This is a genomic window from Streptomyces sp. NBC_01497, assembly GCF_036250695.1.
Classification (GTDB): Bacteria; Actinomycetota; Actinomycetes; order Streptomycetales; family Streptomycetaceae; genus Streptomyces.
In genome coordinates, this window is sequence record NZ_CP109427.1 from 990767 (window position 1) to 1005607 (window position 14841).

At 71.0% G+C, this 14841-nt stretch carries 19 protein-coding genes and 1 tRNA gene; 8 read left to right on the forward strand and 12 right to left on the reverse strand.

All coding sequences use genetic code 11. The features are described 5' to 3' along the window. Positions 1-138: 138 nt before the first annotated feature. Together OG310_RS04385 and OG310_RS04390 are read right to left on the reverse strand one after the other, a co-directional pair. A complete protein-coding gene (locus OG310_RS04385; protein ID WP_329454546.1) occupies positions 139-996 on the reverse strand; it encodes an NAD-dependent epimerase/dehydratase family protein in 858 nt (285 codons plus the stop codon). Positions 997-1541: 545 nt separating this feature from the next. After that, positions 1542-2111, reverse strand: a complete 570-nt coding sequence (locus OG310_RS04390) for a hypothetical protein (protein ID WP_329454547.1) — start codon at positions 2109-2111, stop codon at positions 1542-1544. A 148-nt stretch (positions 2112-2259) separates the two neighbouring features. On the opposite strand from OG310_RS04390, the gene OG310_RS04395 reads away from it, so the two are divergent. Next, the gene (locus OG310_RS04395) at positions 2260-2907 is read left to right on the forward strand and encodes a TetR/AcrR family transcriptional regulator (protein WP_329454548.1); all 648 of its coding nucleotides are present in this window, start codon (positions 2260-2262) and stop codon (positions 2905-2907) included. A gap of 418 nt (positions 2908-3325) precedes the next feature. Here OG310_RS04395 and OG310_RS04400 read toward each other — a convergent pair whose 3' ends face one another. Then, on the reverse strand, positions 3326-3469 hold the full coding sequence (locus OG310_RS04400; protein ID WP_329460533.1) for a hypothetical protein: 144 nt from the start codon (positions 3467-3469) through the stop codon (positions 3326-3328). Here OG310_RS04400 and OG310_RS04405 point away from each other — a divergent pair. Beyond that, positions 3443-4027: a helix-turn-helix domain-containing protein gene (locus OG310_RS04405; RefSeq protein WP_329454549.1), complete on the forward strand. Its 585-nt coding sequence runs from the start codon at positions 3443-3445 to the stop codon at positions 4025-4027. The two genes, OG310_RS04400 and OG310_RS04405, sit on opposite strands and share 27 nt — an antisense overlap. Here OG310_RS04405 and OG310_RS04410 read toward each other — a convergent pair. Further along, positions 4009-4473 (reverse strand): RrF2 family transcriptional regulator, encoded by a 465-nt coding sequence (locus tag OG310_RS04410; RefSeq protein WP_329454550.1) that lies wholly within the window; start codon positions 4471-4473, stop codon positions 4009-4011. The genes OG310_RS04405 and OG310_RS04410 overlap by 19 nt on opposite strands. A 218-nt stretch (positions 4474-4691) precedes the next feature. Here OG310_RS04410 and OG310_RS04415 point away from each other — a divergent pair, with 218 nt between their 5' ends. Next, complete coding sequence (locus OG310_RS04415) at positions 4692-5165, forward strand: nuclear transport factor 2 family protein (RefSeq protein ID WP_329454551.1); 474 nt, start codon at positions 4692-4694, stop codon at positions 5163-5165. A gap of 214 nt (positions 5166-5379) precedes the next feature. Here the strand turns inward: OG310_RS04415 and OG310_RS04420 are convergent, their stop codons facing one another. Further along, positions 5380-5613 (reverse strand): hypothetical protein, encoded by a 234-nt coding sequence (locus OG310_RS04420; protein WP_329454552.1) that lies wholly within the window; start codon positions 5611-5613, stop codon positions 5380-5382. Positions 5614-5879: 266 nt separating this feature from the next. Here OG310_RS04420 and OG310_RS04425 point away from each other — a divergent pair, with 266 nt between their 5' ends. From OG310_RS04425 to OG310_RS04435, 3 genes are all read left to right on the forward strand, one after another. Continuing rightward, positions 5880-6281: a BatC protein gene (locus OG310_RS04425; protein WP_329454553.1), complete on the forward strand. Its 402-nt coding sequence runs from the start codon at positions 5880-5882 to the stop codon at positions 6279-6281. Beyond that, positions 6278-7483, forward strand: coding sequence for a cupin domain-containing protein (locus OG310_RS04430; protein ID WP_443078546.1), 1206 nt, complete (start codon positions 6278-6280; stop codon positions 7481-7483). Before OG310_RS04425 ends, OG310_RS04430 begins: the two co-directional genes overlap by 4 nt. Before the next feature lie 68 nt (positions 7484-7551). Next, on the forward strand, positions 7552-8391 hold the full coding sequence (locus tag OG310_RS04435) for a sucrase ferredoxin (protein ID WP_329460019.1): 840 nt from the start codon (positions 7552-7554) through the stop codon (positions 8389-8391). A 302-nt stretch (positions 8392-8693) separates the two neighbouring features. Here the strand turns inward: OG310_RS04435 and OG310_RS04440 are convergent. Beyond that, a tRNA-Pro gene (locus OG310_RS04440) sits at positions 8694-8767 on the reverse strand. A 162-nt stretch (positions 8768-8929) separates the two neighbouring features. Between OG310_RS04440 and OG310_RS04445 the strand changes: the two genes are divergently transcribed. Then, entirely contained in the window at positions 8930-9442 is a 513-nt protein-coding gene (locus tag OG310_RS04445) for a mycothiol transferase (protein WP_329454554.1), read from the forward strand. Here OG310_RS04445 and OG310_RS04450 read toward each other — a convergent pair. Beyond that, on the reverse strand, positions 9414-10469 hold the full coding sequence (locus tag OG310_RS04450) for a LysR family transcriptional regulator (protein WP_329454555.1): 1056 nt from the start codon (positions 10467-10469) through the stop codon (positions 9414-9416). The genes OG310_RS04445 and OG310_RS04450 overlap by 29 nt on opposite strands. A 110-nt stretch (positions 10470-10579) precedes the next feature. On the opposite strand from OG310_RS04450, the gene OG310_RS04455 reads away from it, so the two are divergent. Further along, positions 10580-11437, forward strand: a complete 858-nt coding sequence (locus OG310_RS04455) for an aldo/keto reductase (protein ID WP_329454556.1) — start codon at positions 10580-10582, stop codon at positions 11435-11437. 266 nt (positions 11438-11703) lie between these two features. On the opposite strand, the gene OG310_RS04460 is transcribed toward OG310_RS04455, so the two are convergent. From OG310_RS04460 to OG310_RS04480, 5 genes are all read right to left on the reverse strand, one after another. Then, positions 11704-12636 carry an alpha/beta hydrolase gene (locus OG310_RS04460; RefSeq protein ID WP_329460020.1) on the reverse strand — a complete coding sequence of 311 codons (933 nt, stop codon included), beginning with the start codon at positions 12634-12636 and terminating at the stop codon, positions 11704-11706. 90 nt (positions 12637-12726) lie between these two features. Then, entirely contained in the window at positions 12727-13257 is a 531-nt protein-coding gene (locus OG310_RS04465) for a GAF domain-containing protein (RefSeq protein WP_329454557.1), read from the reverse strand. After that, positions 13254-13817, reverse strand: a complete 564-nt coding sequence (locus tag OG310_RS04470; protein ID WP_329460021.1) for a GTP-binding protein — start codon at positions 13815-13817, stop codon at positions 13254-13256. Before OG310_RS04470 ends, OG310_RS04465 begins: the two co-directional genes overlap by 4 nt. Positions 13818-14028: 211 nt before the next feature. Beyond that, positions 14029-14400: a DUF742 domain-containing protein gene (locus tag OG310_RS04475; protein ID WP_329454558.1), complete on the reverse strand. Its 372-nt coding sequence runs from the start codon at positions 14398-14400 to the stop codon at positions 14029-14031. A 3-nt stretch (positions 14401-14403) separates the two neighbouring features. Then, positions 14404-14838, reverse strand: coding sequence for a roadblock/LC7 domain-containing protein (locus tag OG310_RS04480; RefSeq protein ID WP_329454559.1), 435 nt, complete (start codon positions 14836-14838; stop codon positions 14404-14406). Positions 14839-14841 lie beyond the last annotated feature (3 nt).

Here is a 14841-nt window from a genome sequence, read left to right on the forward strand (position 1 = left end):
CGCGGGCCACGTGCGGGGCGCGTCACGGCACATCGCGGGACGACCGTGGACGTGGGCGCGCGGTGCACATGAACAGCCGTTCGGACATGCTTCGCCGGCCGCGGCTTCCCCACCGAGCAGGCAGGCCCGGCTCGCCGGTCACCCCTGTGCGAGGAGCGCCAGGGGGTCGGTGTGCACGGGCGTCCAGCCGAGCTCGTCGCGGGCGCGCGCAGGAGTGAACTGCTGGTCCAGGGCGAAGGCGTCGGCGACGTCGCCCATCTGCTCGCGAGCCTCCTCCAGGGTGATGGAGACGGTCCTGCCGCCGAGCCCCAGGCCCCGGCTGACGGCCGTGGCGGTCTCCAAGGCGGTCGGGTTCACTCCGCCGACGCCCACGTACACGGAACCGGGCTCGGCCCGAAGCGCCGCCACGTAGAGTTCCGCCAGGTCCTCGACGTGGATGAGGGCCCAGCGCTGCGAGCCGTCCCCGATGTGGGCGACGGCCCCCGCCTTCCTGCCCGGCTGGGCGAAGAAGATGTCGATGAGCCGGTTGCCGCCGCCGTACAGCAGGCCCGCCCGGATCACGACAGGACGGCCGCCGCGAGCGGCCCGTGCGAGGACGGCGTCCTCGACGGGGTGGCGCCAGGCGACCAGGGCCGGGGGGTTCCAGGGCGCGTCCTCGTCGGCGACTCCGACGGTGTCCCCGTACACCCACGTCCCGCCGGTGTGCAGGTACGGGCCCGCGCCGACTCCGTCCTGCATCGCGGTGGCCGCGGCGAGGTCCTCGTCGCCGGTGCGGGCCTGCGCGAGATGGATGACGGCGTCGGCCTGCGCGGCCGCCCCGCCGAGTACCTCCAGGTCCGCGAGTCCGCCGTGCACGGGGGCCGCTCCGAGCGCCTCGACCACACTCGCGGACTGCTCACTGCGGGCCAGCGCCCCCACCGTGTGTCCGGTGCGGAGCAGGGTGCTGATCACGGCCTTGCCGATGTAACCGGAGCCGCCGGTGACGAATACCTTCACGGTCTTACGCCTTTCCTCTCGAACCTCTCGGCCCCCTCGGGGCCTCCTCCAGACTGCGGCCAAACCGGCACCGCGTCCAAGACCTGGTGTGTCGCGTGTGATGCCCTTCCGGTATCAGGCGGCCCGCGGCGGCTCCGGGTCCCCTGCCGCGCGCGGCGGCCCACGCGGTGAGCCGGGCCCAAGCCGCCGAAGGCGTGGGCGCGGGTGTGGGCGTGGGTGTGGGCGACGAAGCCACGGGGATCGTGTCGCCGCCTGCACCGCCACGGATACCGGTCGACGATCGCCCCGGACGCCCTCACCCGCTCACCGTCGACGACGGGGGCCGCCGGGATGGTGGTCCTCCGTCGGTTGGCATCGACGGAGGCGGTGGCGCCGTGCGCGACGAACGCGGCCTGGGAGAGCAACACATCGAAATTCAGGCCTGGTTCGCAGGCCAGGTCCGCCGCGACTCCCTCCGAGGGCACAGACCACGTGGCTCTCCCCTGGCGCGGGGGTTGGAGGACCGAGGCCGCTCGCGTCTGGCCCGTGGCGCCTGCCGACCAGGCTCAGGTGTTCGCGCCGGCGCGCTTCAGGCGAAGGGCCGAGACGAGGAAGAAGACGCCGCCGAGGAGGGCGTAGCCGGCGAGGTCTGCCAGCGAGGGGTCGTCGCCGCCGGCCGAGGCGACGAAGGAGGCGCCGGCGAGGGTGGAGATGGCGCCACTGATGATCATCGGCCACTGACCGCCCAGCTGACGGCGGACGGCACCCGCGACGAGCTGGACGAGCCCCGAGGTGATGGCCCAGGCTCCCCACACCCGCAGGGCGGCCGGGACACCTGACGTGGCGGCGACGGCCAGGCCGATGGCGGCCAGCGAGCTGATCGCGATGTTGACGTACAGGGCCGGAGCCTTGCGGCCGTTCGCCTTGGCGGATCGGACGTCCACGACCGCGGCCGCCACGTCGAAGAGCGGGTAGATCACCAGCAGCACCGCGCTGAGCGCGCCCAGGGTGCCGGAGGTCGCGAACAGCAAGGCGGCCCAGACGGCGGCGAACGCGAAGCGCGTGAAGTACAGCTTGCGCAGGGCCGCGGGGACGCTGAGGGAGGCGGTGGGGGTGGTGGCGACAGTGGTGTCCACGGAAGTGCCCTTCAATGACGGTGAAGTGAGGGAACGGGCGAGCGAGAGCATGAGGGAGAACATTCGGTCTTGACGAGATCTAAAGGGTCCGGGGCACCTCTTGTCAAGACCGAACGTTCTCCCTTGATGGCTTGATAAGGTGGGCGACATGAGCCGGAGCACAGAACGCGGCAGTACGTCCGAGGCGCGATCGCGACTGCTCAGTACCGCGACCAAGGTCTTCTACGCGGAGGGGATCCACTCGGTCGGAATCGACCGGATCATCGCGGAGGCGCAGGTGACCCGGGCCACGCTGTACCGGCACTTCTCGGGCAAGGAAGAACTCGTCCTCGCGTATCTCGACCAGGCCGACCAGGCCGTCCGCGGCCAGGTCGAGGCCGCCCGGGCGGGCGACGGGTCGGCGGCGGACCGGGTCCGGTCGGTCGGCCGGTCCATCACCGACGGGATCCGGTCACCGGGTTTCCGCGGATGCGCCTTCCTCAACGCGGTGGCCGAATACCCCGATCCGTCCCACCCGATCCACCAGGCCGTCCTGACGCACCGGCAATGGTTCCTGGACGCGGTCACGGATCTGTTGGCGCAGACCGGCGACGCTCCCGCCGAGGCGGCCGGCCGGCACCTCGTCATGCTCAGGGACGGCGCGATGGCGGCCGGTTGCCTCTTCGACCCGCTTCTGGTCTCCGAAACCTTCCTCCACGGCGTCGACGGGATCCTGCAAGCGCGCACCGCGGCTCCGCCGGCGGATTCCCGCACCGCCACGCCGGACACGAACGCGGAGCAGGACGCGCACCACTGACACCCTTCGGGTACTCCGGTCCGAAGGCGTGATCCCACCTGGCCGCGGCTCCGACGGCGCGCGGCGTCAGCGCGGGGGTGCCGGCCTCGTTCGCCCACGCGGCGGTCCAGGCGCCGTCCCGCCGGATCGCCTGCCACGACGCCCCGACCTCGGAACGACGCCATCCGCACCGGGACATCCACAAGATCACAACTGCCGGAGCGGCGCTCTCCGTCCGCCTCGGCGCGCCGCACGAAGATCTACCTGCTGCCGCCGCGACACCGACACCAGGTGTCGCTCGGCCTCACCGCCCTGCGCCCGGACGGCACTTGGACGCCGCACGTCACCAAGGACGACCTCCTACGGTGGAGGGCTTCGACGAGGGCCTCGTGGCCATCACGCGCGACCTCGACATGGCCGGCGTCACCATCCGCGCGGTCTACGACATCGACCCCGTCGACACCTGGCACACGGACTCCGTCGTCCCCATGGGCGACGCGGCCCACTCGATGCCGCACCACCAGCGCCAGGGCGCGAACTCGGCCACCGCACCCAGATGCCGGAACGCGACGTGCGCACTCACGTCGTCGCTGCCGGAACGCGGAGGCGCCGATTCGCGGTCGGCCGGGTGCCCGCCCTGGCCGACCGCGAGCGGTCGGGGCGGCCTCCGACGTCCACCGCGCCGCAGACCGCCGAAGTCAAAGCGCTGGCCTGTCAGTTGCCCACCGAGTCCGGAGCCCCGCTCTCGCGCTGGTCATGCCCCGAGCTCGCGCGCGAGGCCGTCACCCGGACCATCGCCGACACGATCTCCGTCTCCACTGTGCGCCGCCGGCCCGAGGACGACGCACTCAAGCCCTGGCGGCACCGTTCCTGGATCTTCATCAGTGACCCGGAGGTGACGTGCAGCGCAAGGTCGTCTCGCCCAGGGACTTCACCGACCTCACCCAGGGTCGGGGACCGGCTCCGAGCATTCGAAGACCGCTACGACGCCGCAGCACAGCCGCTCCCGTGGAAGTTCACCACCTCCGACCTCGACTCCGCCGGCCGGACTCGACCGGCACACCGCCGATCACCAGGAAGAATCCTCCGCCGCACCGGCAGCTTGATCAACCCCCGAAGGACTTACGACGCCGACCACTGAGCTGGAGGGCCGGCGGTGCGGTCCATGGCGCGCAACTCGTCGAGGCTGTCGGCGAGGGTGCGGCCTGCCAATGTGCCGAGGACGGCTGCCTCGGTCTGCTCAGTGAGCCTGACGAAGTACTCGGCGGAGTGGTTGGTGACCAAGCACTCCCGGGGTCCCTCCGGTCGGCGCGCCCACAGCGGCTTGTCGCCTATGGATGAGCGGTAGATCTCCCGCAGTGTGATCTGGTCCGCGGGCCGGCCGAGGCGGACACCGCCGCTGCGGCCCTTGATGGACGCGACAAGTGCGTCCTGCACCAGCGGGACCATCAGCTTGCGCACCAGGCTCGGGTTCGTGTTCAGACTCCTGGCAAGTTGGGTCGAGCTGAGGACCGGGCTGCCCTCTTCCTCGGCGTGGCCCAGCAGGAGCATGGCCTTCAGCGCGCTGGAGAACCTCACGTCCAGCATGGGTGCACCTCTTTCTTCCGCCGCTTGGTCCAGGTACCTCCCGGCGCCCCCATATTAGCAACTCCTACAGTTGCGCTTCTGTCGGGAGATACGTACTTTTCACACATGCAGATCGCGATCGGCCCGAGGCGCCTGTCTGTGGAGCAGCTGCGGGCGGTCACTCCCCTGCCACACGAACCGGCCACCGACGAGCACCACAGAGAAAACCGGAGGATGTCATGAACACCGAGAACGAGGTCAGGGAGATTGTCTCCCGATACACCCGGGCTGCCGACTGGCGTGACGGTGAGGCACTCTCACAGCTCTTCGCAGCCGACGCGGTCGTCGAGATCCACTACCGCGGGCCCGATGGGATGGAATTGCTGGGGACGCTTTCCGGCGGGACGCAGATCGCAGGTGCCATGTCCACGGCCATGGCACCGCACCCGCCTCTGGGCTGGAGCCACCACACCACTTACGATCCTCTGGTCTCCGTCGACGGCGACGAAGCCAGCATCGATACCCAGTTCATCACCTTTGACGTCGTAGGAACCAGGAAGCCCGAGGGCGGGTGGCCGGCCGGCACCTTCGGCGCCCAAGGCACCATTAAGCCCATCGAGTCCGGGTACTACCGCTTCACCCTCCACCGGACCGACAGCGCCTGGCGCATCCATTATCTCGACGTCATACACGACATCCCCTACGTCTTCTGACCATGCAGCCGGTCCCCGACGCCCGCACTACGGGTTACGCGGACCGGCAATCAGGTTTGCGGCGCCGCAACCGTGTCCTTGTCCGCAGCCAGGGATTCCGGACTTGCCCGCGGCGTGCCGGTGCCGGCCCCGTTACGCGGGCGTCTCAGGCACCGCTTCGAACTTCGTTCAGTCCGGCTGTCGCGACCTTGCGACCTGAGTCGGAGATTCGTCGTCAGTATGCGGCGACTTTGCCGAGGATCCGGTCGGCGGTCTTCGTCCAGACGAAGAGACGTGCGTGTTCGTCCGAGTCGGCGAGCCTGGTGCGGATGTCGTGTTCGAGGGACTGGACGGAGCGGTGGACGCCTCGCTTGAGTTTTTCCGCGTGAGCTCGGCGAACCGCCGCTCCACCAGGTTCAGCCAGGAGCAGCCCGTCGGTGTGACGTGCGGTCGGCGCTGTGGCTTTCACCGCGCGCGACACTGGCGCGACGCGCGGGGCGGGAATTGAACAAAAGGGATCAGAATTTCATTTGCACGGACTGCAGCCGAACCGCCGCCAGCCTAGACAAGTCCGGTGAACATCTCGGGTGGGCGTCGCGCTCTCGCTCAAATCGATGCTTCGGTTCGGCGGCTATACCCTGTTTTGGAGGGGCGCTGCCCACACGGGGCCACCTTTTTCGGACCGCCGTCCGCCGCGGGAGCCTGTCGTAACCTGCCCGACCTGCAGGAGGAATCATGACTCATTCCCAGCAAGACCCCGACCGACAGGAAGGCCCCGCGGACAGCGGCGCAGCCGGCACCCCCGGCGTCCACGACGGCGGAGCCGACGGAGGCGCAGAAGGCCCCGCGGACAGCGGCGCAGCCGGCACCCCCGGCGTCCACGACGGCGGAGCCGACGGAGGCGCAGAAGGCCCCGCCGACGGCGGCGCAGCCGGCACCCCCGGCGTCCACGACGGCGGAGCCGACGGAGGCGCAGAAGGCCCCGCCGACGGCGGCGCAGCCGGCACCCCCGGCGTCCACGACGGCGGAGCCGACGGAGGCGCAGAAGGCCCCGCCGACGGCGGCGCAGCCGGCACCCCCGGCGTCCACGACGGCGGAGCCGACGGAGGCGCGGACGAGTCGGCCGGCAGCCGTTGAGCACCTCTCGGACCGGATTCCACCGCTCCGGCACCGAGCTGACAAGTGCCGGGGCGCTGGCCCGCCTGATCGGCCCGGATCTGGAGGGATTCGCGCAGGACGTCTGGGCGAAGACAGCGCAACTCACGCAGAAGGCAGGGGAGTTCTCCGCCTTGTTTTCCGCCGACGCAGTTGACGAACTGGTCTCACGCCGCGGGCTGCGTACGCCCTTCCTTCGCGTAGCCAAGGACGGATCCGCGCTCCCTGACTCGTCGTTCACCTCTTCGGCCGGCGTCGGTGCGACGATTTCCGATCAGCTCGACGACACTGCGGTGTGGCGTGAGTTCGCCGGCGGCGCCACGCTCGTCCTGCAGGCGCTGCAACGCACCTGGGAGCCAGTGGGCGACTTCGTCTCCGCGCTGGGCAGGGAACTCGGACACCCGGTGCAGGCCAATGCCTACATCACACCGCCGCAGAGTCGTGGGTTCGATGCCCACTACGACGTCCACGATGTCTTCGTCCTGCAGATCGAGGGCAGCAAACGCTGGCTGATCCATGAGCCGGTCCGCGCGGACCCGCTGCGCGACGAGCCCTGGACCGACAGACGATCCGCCGTCGAGGAGGCCGCGAAGGGCCCAGCGTTCATCGACACCGTGCTGGAGCCCGGCGACACCCTGTACCTGCCGCGCGGATGGCTGCACTCCGCGCAGGCGCGGGGCGCGGTCTCGATCCACCTGACGCTGGGGATCCACAACTGGACGCGCTACGCGTTGGCCGAACAGCTCACCCAGTCGGCACTCGCCGCGCTGCGGGGTGACCCCCGTATGCGCAGCACCCTTCCCCTCGGCGTACAGGGACCGGCCGACGAGATCGACATCGTCCGCGAACTCCTCCTCGGCGCCCTTGCGGAGGCGGACCCGGCACCGCTGTTCCACCGCGCCCGGCTGGGGCAGGGCCGCCCGACGCCGCTGGGGCCGCTTCTCCAATACAAGGCCGTCGCAGGACTTGGTCCTGAATCCACCGTGCGGCTCCGGGAGGGCCTGGAGGCACATCTGGAGGGCCTGCGGCTGCATACCCGCGTGGGCTGGCTCGATTTCCGCGAAGGCGACCTCGCCTCTGTCGCTCGCGTGCTCGACGGTGCTGTATGCACGGCGGGTGACCTCGGCACCGTGTTCGTCAGGAGACTGCTGTGTGCGGGCGTGCTGGTGCCCGCCGGACCGTGACGTTCCCCGGATCCGGGAGTGGCCGGTTCTTCTGCTCCGACACCTCTCGCGTACGCGGCGACTCGTTCATGGGCACCGCACCCCACGCCGTCGTGTGGGTTGTTGTCGAGTATCCCGGGGCCTGGCCGGCCAACGGGTTCGACGGCCTCGGCCTTGAGCCCGGGGTCAAAGGAGGCATATACCGTGCGGCCCAGGCGGCGCGGGCGCGTGTACTCCTGGTGCGGCGGCATGGCCGCCGCGCGCGTGCGGCGCCCGACCGCCGATGGGGCGTACTGCGTTTCGAGGGTTCCGGGGCCCACCGTCAGCAATGGGGGACGTGGAGCAGAGACGAAGATCTGGCGGGGATCGTCGAAGCTCTCGGCACCCCGGGAGAGGTGGGACACCCACCCGTCGTCCTGGTGTGCGCGCATGGTCGGCACGACGCCTGCTGTGCAAGGCGCGGACGGCCCGTGGCGCATGCGCTCAGTGAATCGTGGCCGGACCTGGTGTGGGAATGCACGCACGTGGGGGGCGACAGGTTCGCCGCCAATGTCGTCGTCGCGCCCGACGGCGTCTACTACGGAGCTCTCGACCAGGGATCGTCCGTCACAGCCGTCGAGGAGCATCTGGCCGATCGCATCCACGCGGAGCACCTGCGGGGGTACACGGATCTCTTCCCTCCGCAGCAGGCGGCCGTGACAGCCGTTCTCGACCGCTTCGGACCAGCCGGGCGACACGACTACGCCGTCACCGGAACCGTCCGCGACGGCGACCGCTGGAAGATCCGCATCAGCGGCCGCCCGCCAGGACCCGGGTCACTGACCGTCGAGGTGCGGGCGCACCGCACCGCGCCGACCCAGTTGACCTGCCGCGGAACGGCCAGGAGTTCGGCTGTGGTCTATGAGGTCACGTCCATCCGCGGCGAGTGAGCCCGTCCGGCGTCCGAAAGGGGCTTTCGCGACGTCGCCACGCGGCGCCTTGTGCGGCCCTGTGTCTACCCAGCGCTACGTGTCTACCCAGCGCTACCTTCACCCGGACGTACAAGATCACGGCCGCCGGGGCGGCCCTCCCCGCACACCCTGGCGTACTCCGCGCCCCGCGCTCGCTCCCGAGCCCGATCGTCCTGACCCAGTGGACCCGGTCAAGGAGGGGTCTCCGACTGGTCCCCAAAACAAGGAAGGGCTGGTGGCGGATTCCTCCGATACCAGCCCTTACCTGCGACTCTTTCGAGTCGGGACGACAGGATTTGAACCTGCGACCCCTTGACCCCCAGTCAAGTGCGCTACCAAGCTGCGCCACGTCCCGATGCCCGTATGACCTGGGGTTTCCCCTGGCCGACGTGCAAGAGAACAATACCGCACTCATCTCACTGCTCACGAACCGGTTCTCGGGGCGCGTCTGACGGCGGCGCGAGGGAAGCTTTACGTGGGATACGGGATTGTTCGGCCACACGGAAGGAACAACGTCATGCCCGCAAGCAGTGACCTGCTCATCGACGGCTTCGGCCGGATCAAGGAGGTCGTGCACCAGGCGGTGGAGGGACTGAGTCCCAAGGAACTGGCGACACGGCTCGACGGTGGCGCGAACTCGATCACGTGGCTGGTCTGGCATCTCACCCGCATCCAGGACGACCACATCGCCGATGCGGCCGGATCGGACCAGGTGTGGACCTCCGAGGGGTGGTCGGACCGGTTCGAACTGCCCTTCAATCCCGGCGCCACCGGCTACGGGCACTCCTCACGCGACGTGGCGGCGGTCGACGGCGTATCCGCCGAACTCCTCACCGGCTACCACGACGCCGTCCACGACCGGACCGTCGCCTACGTCGGCACGCTCAAGGACAAGGATTTCGCGCGGATCGTCGACGACTCCTGGACACCGGCCGTCACTCTCGGTGTCCGGCTGATCAGTGTCATCTCGGACGACCTCCAGCACGCCGGGCAGGCCTCGTTCATCCGCGGGGCGCTGGAACGCGGATAGCGGCGGCACCGGAGGAGTCTGCCCCGCGCGCGGCAGCGGGGGCGGGCGGGCCTTCGGCGTCCGCGGCGGCGGACGCGACCCCTGGGCCCTCGGCGTCCGGGCCGGCCGCGGACGAGGAATCCTCCACGGCCGCACCGTCGTGGACGCCCGCGGCCGGCAGGTACGAGAGCAGTTCGCGGGCCGCCGGCGTCGTGCGCCGGTCGTCGGGCACGGCAGCCGAGACCTCCCAGGCGCAGGCGTCGGCCTCGGTGAGCTCCACCGTCCGCAGTCCCGCCGCCTGTGGCTTCAGCGCCACCGGCCGCGGGACCACCGCCACGCCGAGGCCGTGTCCGACCAGCTCGATCAGACTGTGTACGTCGTTGACCTCCAGTGCGACCCGCCGCTCGGTGCCCGCCCCGGCGAACGCCTGGTCGGTACGGCGGCGCGCGCCCCAGTCCGCGTGGAAGTCGACGAACGTCTCGCCGCCGAGATCGCTCCAGCCGACGCGGTCACGGCCCGCCAGCCGGTGCTCGGGCCGGCAGAGCAGAACCATGCGGTCCCGCCCCAGCGCCAGCAGCCGGATGCCTTCGGGGACGGTGCCCGACAGCGCGACGAACGCCAGGTCGAGCCTGCCCTCGGCGACGTCCGCCGCGAGCGCGGCGGATCCCGCCTGGCGCAGCCGGATCTCGACCTCGGGATGCTCGGCCCGGAAGCGGGCCAGCAGGCCGGGGACGTTCACGCCGGCGATGCACTGCTCGGTGCCGACGGCGAGCGTCCCCCGCATCAGCCCCTGGACCGCCGCCACCGCTTCCTTGGCCGATCTGACGCTCGCCAGCGCGCGCGAGGCCTCCACGAACAGGGCCCGCCCGGCCTCCGTCAGCTCCACGCGGCGCGTCGAGCGTACGAACAGCCGGGCGTCCAGCTCGCGCTCCAGGGCGCGCACCGAGGCCGAGAGCCCCGATTGGGAGACCATGAGCCGCTGGGCGGCGCGAGTGAAGTGCCGCTCTTCCGCGACGGCGACGAAGTATTCGAGATGGCGCAGTTCCACATTGAGAAGCGTAGTCGCTTAATGCGTTCACTTTCTTCTATTGGACGAAATGCCTCCGCTGCGACCAAGCTGCTGGGGCCAACTGATCGAAGAGGAAGGTGCACCCCACCATGAAGACTCGCCGCATCGGGGCCGTGGAAGTCAGTTCGATCGGCCTGGGCGGTATGCCGATGTCGATCGAGGGGCGGCCGGACGAGACCCGGTCCGTCGCGACCGTCCACGCGGCGCTGGACGCCGGTGTGACGTTCATCGACACGGCCGACGCCTACCACCTGCACGCCGATGACGTCGGTCACAACGAGTCGCTGATCGCGAAGGCCCTCGCGACCCACGAGCGGGGATCCGAGGTGCTCGTCGCGACGAAGGGCGGCCACCTCCGCCCCGGCGACGGCTCGTGGACCCTCAACGGATCCCCGGAGTACCTCAAGCGCGCCTGCGAGGCGTCCCTCGGCCGACTCGGCGTCGAGGCCATCGGCCTCTACCAGTTCCACCGCCCCGACCCCGGCGTACCGTACGAGGAGTCCGTCGGCGCGATCCGTGACCTGCTGGACGAGGGCAAGATCCTCCAGGCGGGAATCTCGAACGCGAACCCGGAGCAGATCAGGGCCGCCAACGAGATCCTCGGCGGCCGGCTGGTGTCCGTGCAGAACCAGCTCTCGCCCGCGTTCCGCTCCAGCGAGCAGGAACTCGACGTGTGCACCGAGCTGGGCATCGCGTTCCTGCCGTGGAGCCCGTTCGGCGGCATCCGCAACGCGGGCGAGCTCGGCTCCCGCTTCGCCCCGTTCGCGGAGGTCGCACAGGCGCACGGGGTCAGCCCGCACCAGGTCTGCCTGGCCTGGCTGCTGGCGAAGTCGCCGGTTACCGTGCCGATCCCGGGCGCGAGCCGGCCTGCCTCCGTGCGCGATTCGGTCGAGGCCGCCGAACTGGTCCTCAGCAGCGATGAGTTCGAGCGGCTGAACGCGGCCTGAACCCCTGCGCGGGCCGGCGCGCCGCCGGCCCGCGTACCGGCGGCTCCTCGTGCGGCCGAAAAGGCCGGACGGGGTCGCCGCGGCGCCGCACACCCGCTCCCGTGCACCGGTCGGGTCCGGCCGGGCCGGTCACTGCCGGCGGAGCGGACAGCACACGCCCGCGGCGCCTCGTACGTCCACGAGGTGCCGCGGGCGTGCTCCCGCTCTCCGGGCGACGTAACGGATTTCGCCCGCCCCCGGGATCGGGGCGTACGGGCCGCCGGGACTCACAGGACGCGCTCCGTCAGCCAGTCCGTGAGGTCCCTGTGGACCTCGTCGCGGTTCGTCTCGTTGAGGATCTCGTGCCGGGCCCCGGGATACGCCTTCCAGGTCAGATCGCTCGTGCCGAGGTAGCGGAAGTCCTCAAGCAGCTCGTACACGAGGGTCATCCGCTGGTGGCACGGGTCCTGTGCGCCGACGGCCACATGGACCGGCAGATCGGCGGGGATCCGGGCGAGCGCCCTCGGGTCGTTGATCTTGCGGACGCCGAGCACCCAGTCGAGCGCGAGCCCCGCCGAGAACGGGAAGCCGCAGCGCTCGTCCGCCGCGTAGGCGTCGACCTCCGTCTCGTCCCGCGAGAGCCATTCGTATCCCGTGCGGTGCTCGTACGGCTCGTTGAACGAGGCGAAGAGGTCACCGAGGAAGGGCGAGCGTGCGTCGCGGCCCTCCTCCTCGATCTCCAGTTCCAGCCGTACGGCGCTCTCCGCGATCTCGCAGCCGGGCAGCGAACGGAACGCCCCGGTGAGGATCAGGCCCCCGAGATCGTCCGGGTACTCCTGCGCGTAGTCCCTGGCGAGCATCGAGCCCATGCTGTGCCCGAGCAGGAAGACGGGCACACCCGGGTACAGGGCGCGGGCCTTGTCTCCTGCCGTCCGCAGGTCCTCGACATCGGCGCGCCAGCTGTCGCCCTCCCCGCCGGCCGCCCCGTACCCGCCGCCGGCCGCGGCCGTCGCACCGTGGCCGCGCAGGTCCGTGGCCAGTACGCCGTAGCCGTGCGCGGTCAGGTGCCGCGCGAAACGGTCATAGCGCAGGGCGTGTTCCGCCGCGCCGTGCGCGATCTGGACCAGGGCGCGCGGCCTGCCGCTCTCGGGCAGCCAGGTGTAGCCGGCGATCTGGGCGCCGTCGTGCGCGGTCAGCAGTCCCGGGGTGTAGTGGATCATGGGCAGCGCCTCCGGTGCGGGGTACGGGGTGGTCGTTCGCTGGACGTACTTCCCCCTGCCTCTGTCCCCGTCACGGCGCGTCATGCCCGCTCAGAACAGACCGGCCTCCCTGCGGTTCAGGTCGGCGGTGAGTTCCGCCGCGAAGGACTTGACCATGTCCAGGCCTGCCCGGCCCCATCTCCGGGGCTCCGTGTCACCGGCGCAGACCGTGCCGAGCACCATCCCGGCCCGGTCGGTGACCGGAGCGCCCAGGTACGAGCGGATGCCGGCCTCGTCGACCAGCGGGTTCGCCGCGAATCGGGGGAAGTCCCGTACGTCCTCCAGGACGAGCGCCTTCCGCCGGGCCACGACGTGCGGGCAGAAGCCGCGCCCCCGCGCGAGATCGCGGCAGGCCGCCGGGCCGAGCGGCGTGTGCAGGCCCGCGAAGAACTGGCCCTCCTCCCCGAGGAAGTTGACGCCGGCGTACGGCGCACCGGTGAGCCGGGCCAGCCGGAGCGCCAGGGCGTCGAACGCCGGCTCGGGGCGTTTGCCGAGCCCCAGTCCGCGCAGCCGCCTGGCCCGCTCCGGTGCCTCCCGGTCCTCCGGGGTGATCAGCATTCTGCCGATCGGGTCGTAGGTCACGAAGCGGCCTCCCCGGCCGTGACAGAGGTGAGCAGGTGCTGGACGAGGGTGACGAGCGTACGGATGCCGGAACTCGCGGTGCGGGCGTCGCACAGCACGACCGGCACCTCGGGAGCGAGCCCGATGGCGGACCTGATCTCCTCGGGGTCGTAGCGGAACGAGCCGTCGAACTCGTTGACGGCGACGACGAACTGGATGCCGCGCCGTTCGAAGAAGTCCACGGCGGAGAAGGACTGCTCCAGACGGCGGGTGTCGGCCAGCACGACCGCGCCGAGGGCTCCCGCACACAGTTCGTCCCACAGGAACCAGAACCGCTCCTGGCCCGGTGTACCGAACAGGTAGAGCACGTGGTGCGGGTCGAGCGTGATCCGGCCGAAGTCCATCGCCACGGTCGTCGACGTCTTGGCCTCGACGCCCGTGAGGTCGTCGAGGCCGGCGCCGACCTGAGTGAGGAGTTCCTCCGTACTGAGCGGGGCGATCTCGCTGACCGCCCCCACGAAGGTCGTCTTCCCGGCCCCGAACCCGCCCGCGACGAGCACTTTCAGCGCCTGCGGGAACACGTCGGGGCCGGCCGGCGGCGGGGCGGGGGCCGGCGCGGCGGGCGCACGGGTACCGGACCCTGCCCCGGCGTGCGCGGGCGGGCCGGCGGCGCGCGTGGGTGAGCGCTGCGCCGGGGTACGGGCCGGCGACACGTCGCCGACGGACCCCGCACCGGCGTCCCGGAACGAGCCGGTGTCCGGTGCGGTGTCGACCGCGGATCCGGACACGGGGTCAGAGCTGTCGTCGTAGGCCATCGAGCACCGCCTCAAGCAGTAACTGGTCGGTGGGGTCCTGGAACCGGGAGGGCGGACGCACGGTGATCGCGCCGCACTGCACCAGGTCGGCAAGGAGGATCTTGGTGACGGTCGCGGGCAGCCCCATCCGGCCCGCGATCTCCGCGACGGGCGTGGGCCCCGGGCACAGCCCGAGCACCTCGCCGTGTTCGGGGCCGAGGGGTGCCTCGGGCGTGCTTCCGGTGGATATCACCAGCGTCAGCAGGTCGAGGGCCACGGCGGGCCGGGTCCTGCCCCCGCTCACGGTGTACGGGCGGATCAGCCGCCCGGCCGCTCCGTCGAGCCAGGGGCCGTCCTTCGCGACCGTCACCCGTCACCGCCCCGTGGCGTCGGGCGCCTGCGCGGGCCTGCGCGCGGGCGTGACGAGGTACGGCCGCACGCTCTTGACCAGCATGGCCATCTCGTACCCGAGGATGGCGGCGTCGGCCTCGCGGCCCGCCAGCACCGCGAGGCAGGTGCCAGTGCCCGCGGTGGTCACGAACAGGAGCGTGGAGTCGAGTTCCACGACGACCTGCCGCACCGTGCCGCTGTCGCCGAAGCGCGCGCCCGCGCTGCGGCCGAGGGAGTAGAGGCCGGAGGCCAGGGCCGCCATGTGGTCGGCGCTGTCGGCGTCGAGGCCGTGCAGCGATCTGACCAGTCCGTCCGAGGAGAGCAGCACGGCGCTGCGGGTGTGGGGGACGCGCTGGACCAGACCGGCAAGCAGCCAGTCCAGGTCCTGGGTATGACCCGTCGTTACATCGCTCGCCATTCG

What these genes read in the sequence shown, in the direction of transcription:
- OG310_RS04395 (WP_329454548.1), top strand. Translation starts at nt 2,260, where the DNA reads ATGAGCCGGAGCACAGAACGCGGCAGTACGTCCGAGGCGCGATCGCGA.
- OG310_RS04405 (WP_329454549.1), top strand. Translation starts at nt 3,443, where the DNA reads ATGCCGGAACGCGACGTGCGCACTCACGTCGTCGCTGCCGGAACGCGG.
- OG310_RS04410 (WP_329454550.1), bottom strand. Translation starts at nt 4,473, where the DNA reads ATGCTGGACGTGAGGTTCTCCAGCGCGCTGAAGGCCATGCTCCTGCTG.
- OG310_RS04415 (WP_329454551.1), top strand. Translation starts at nt 4,692, where the DNA reads ATGAACACCGAGAACGAGGTCAGGGAGATTGTCTCCCGATACACCCGG.
- OG310_RS04425 (WP_329454553.1), top strand. Translation starts at nt 5,880, where the DNA reads ATGACTCATTCCCAGCAAGACCCCGACCGACAGGAAGGCCCCGCGGAC.
- OG310_RS04435 (WP_329460019.1), top strand. Translation starts at nt 7,552, where the DNA reads ATGGGCACCGCACCCCACGCCGTCGTGTGGGTTGTTGTCGAGTATCCC.
- OG310_RS04445 (WP_329454554.1), top strand. Translation starts at nt 8,930, where the DNA reads ATGCCCGCAAGCAGTGACCTGCTCATCGACGGCTTCGGCCGGATCAAG.
- OG310_RS04455 (WP_329454556.1), top strand. Translation starts at nt 10,580, where the DNA reads ATGAAGACTCGCCGCATCGGGGCCGTGGAAGTCAGTTCGATCGGCCTG.
- OG310_RS04460 (WP_329460020.1), bottom strand. Translation starts at nt 12,636, where the DNA reads ATGATCCACTACACCCCGGGACTGCTGACCGCGCACGACGGCGCCCAG.
- OG310_RS04480 (WP_329454559.1), bottom strand. Translation starts at nt 14,838, where the DNA reads ATGGCGAGCGATGTAACGACGGGTCATACCCAGGACCTGGACTGGCTG.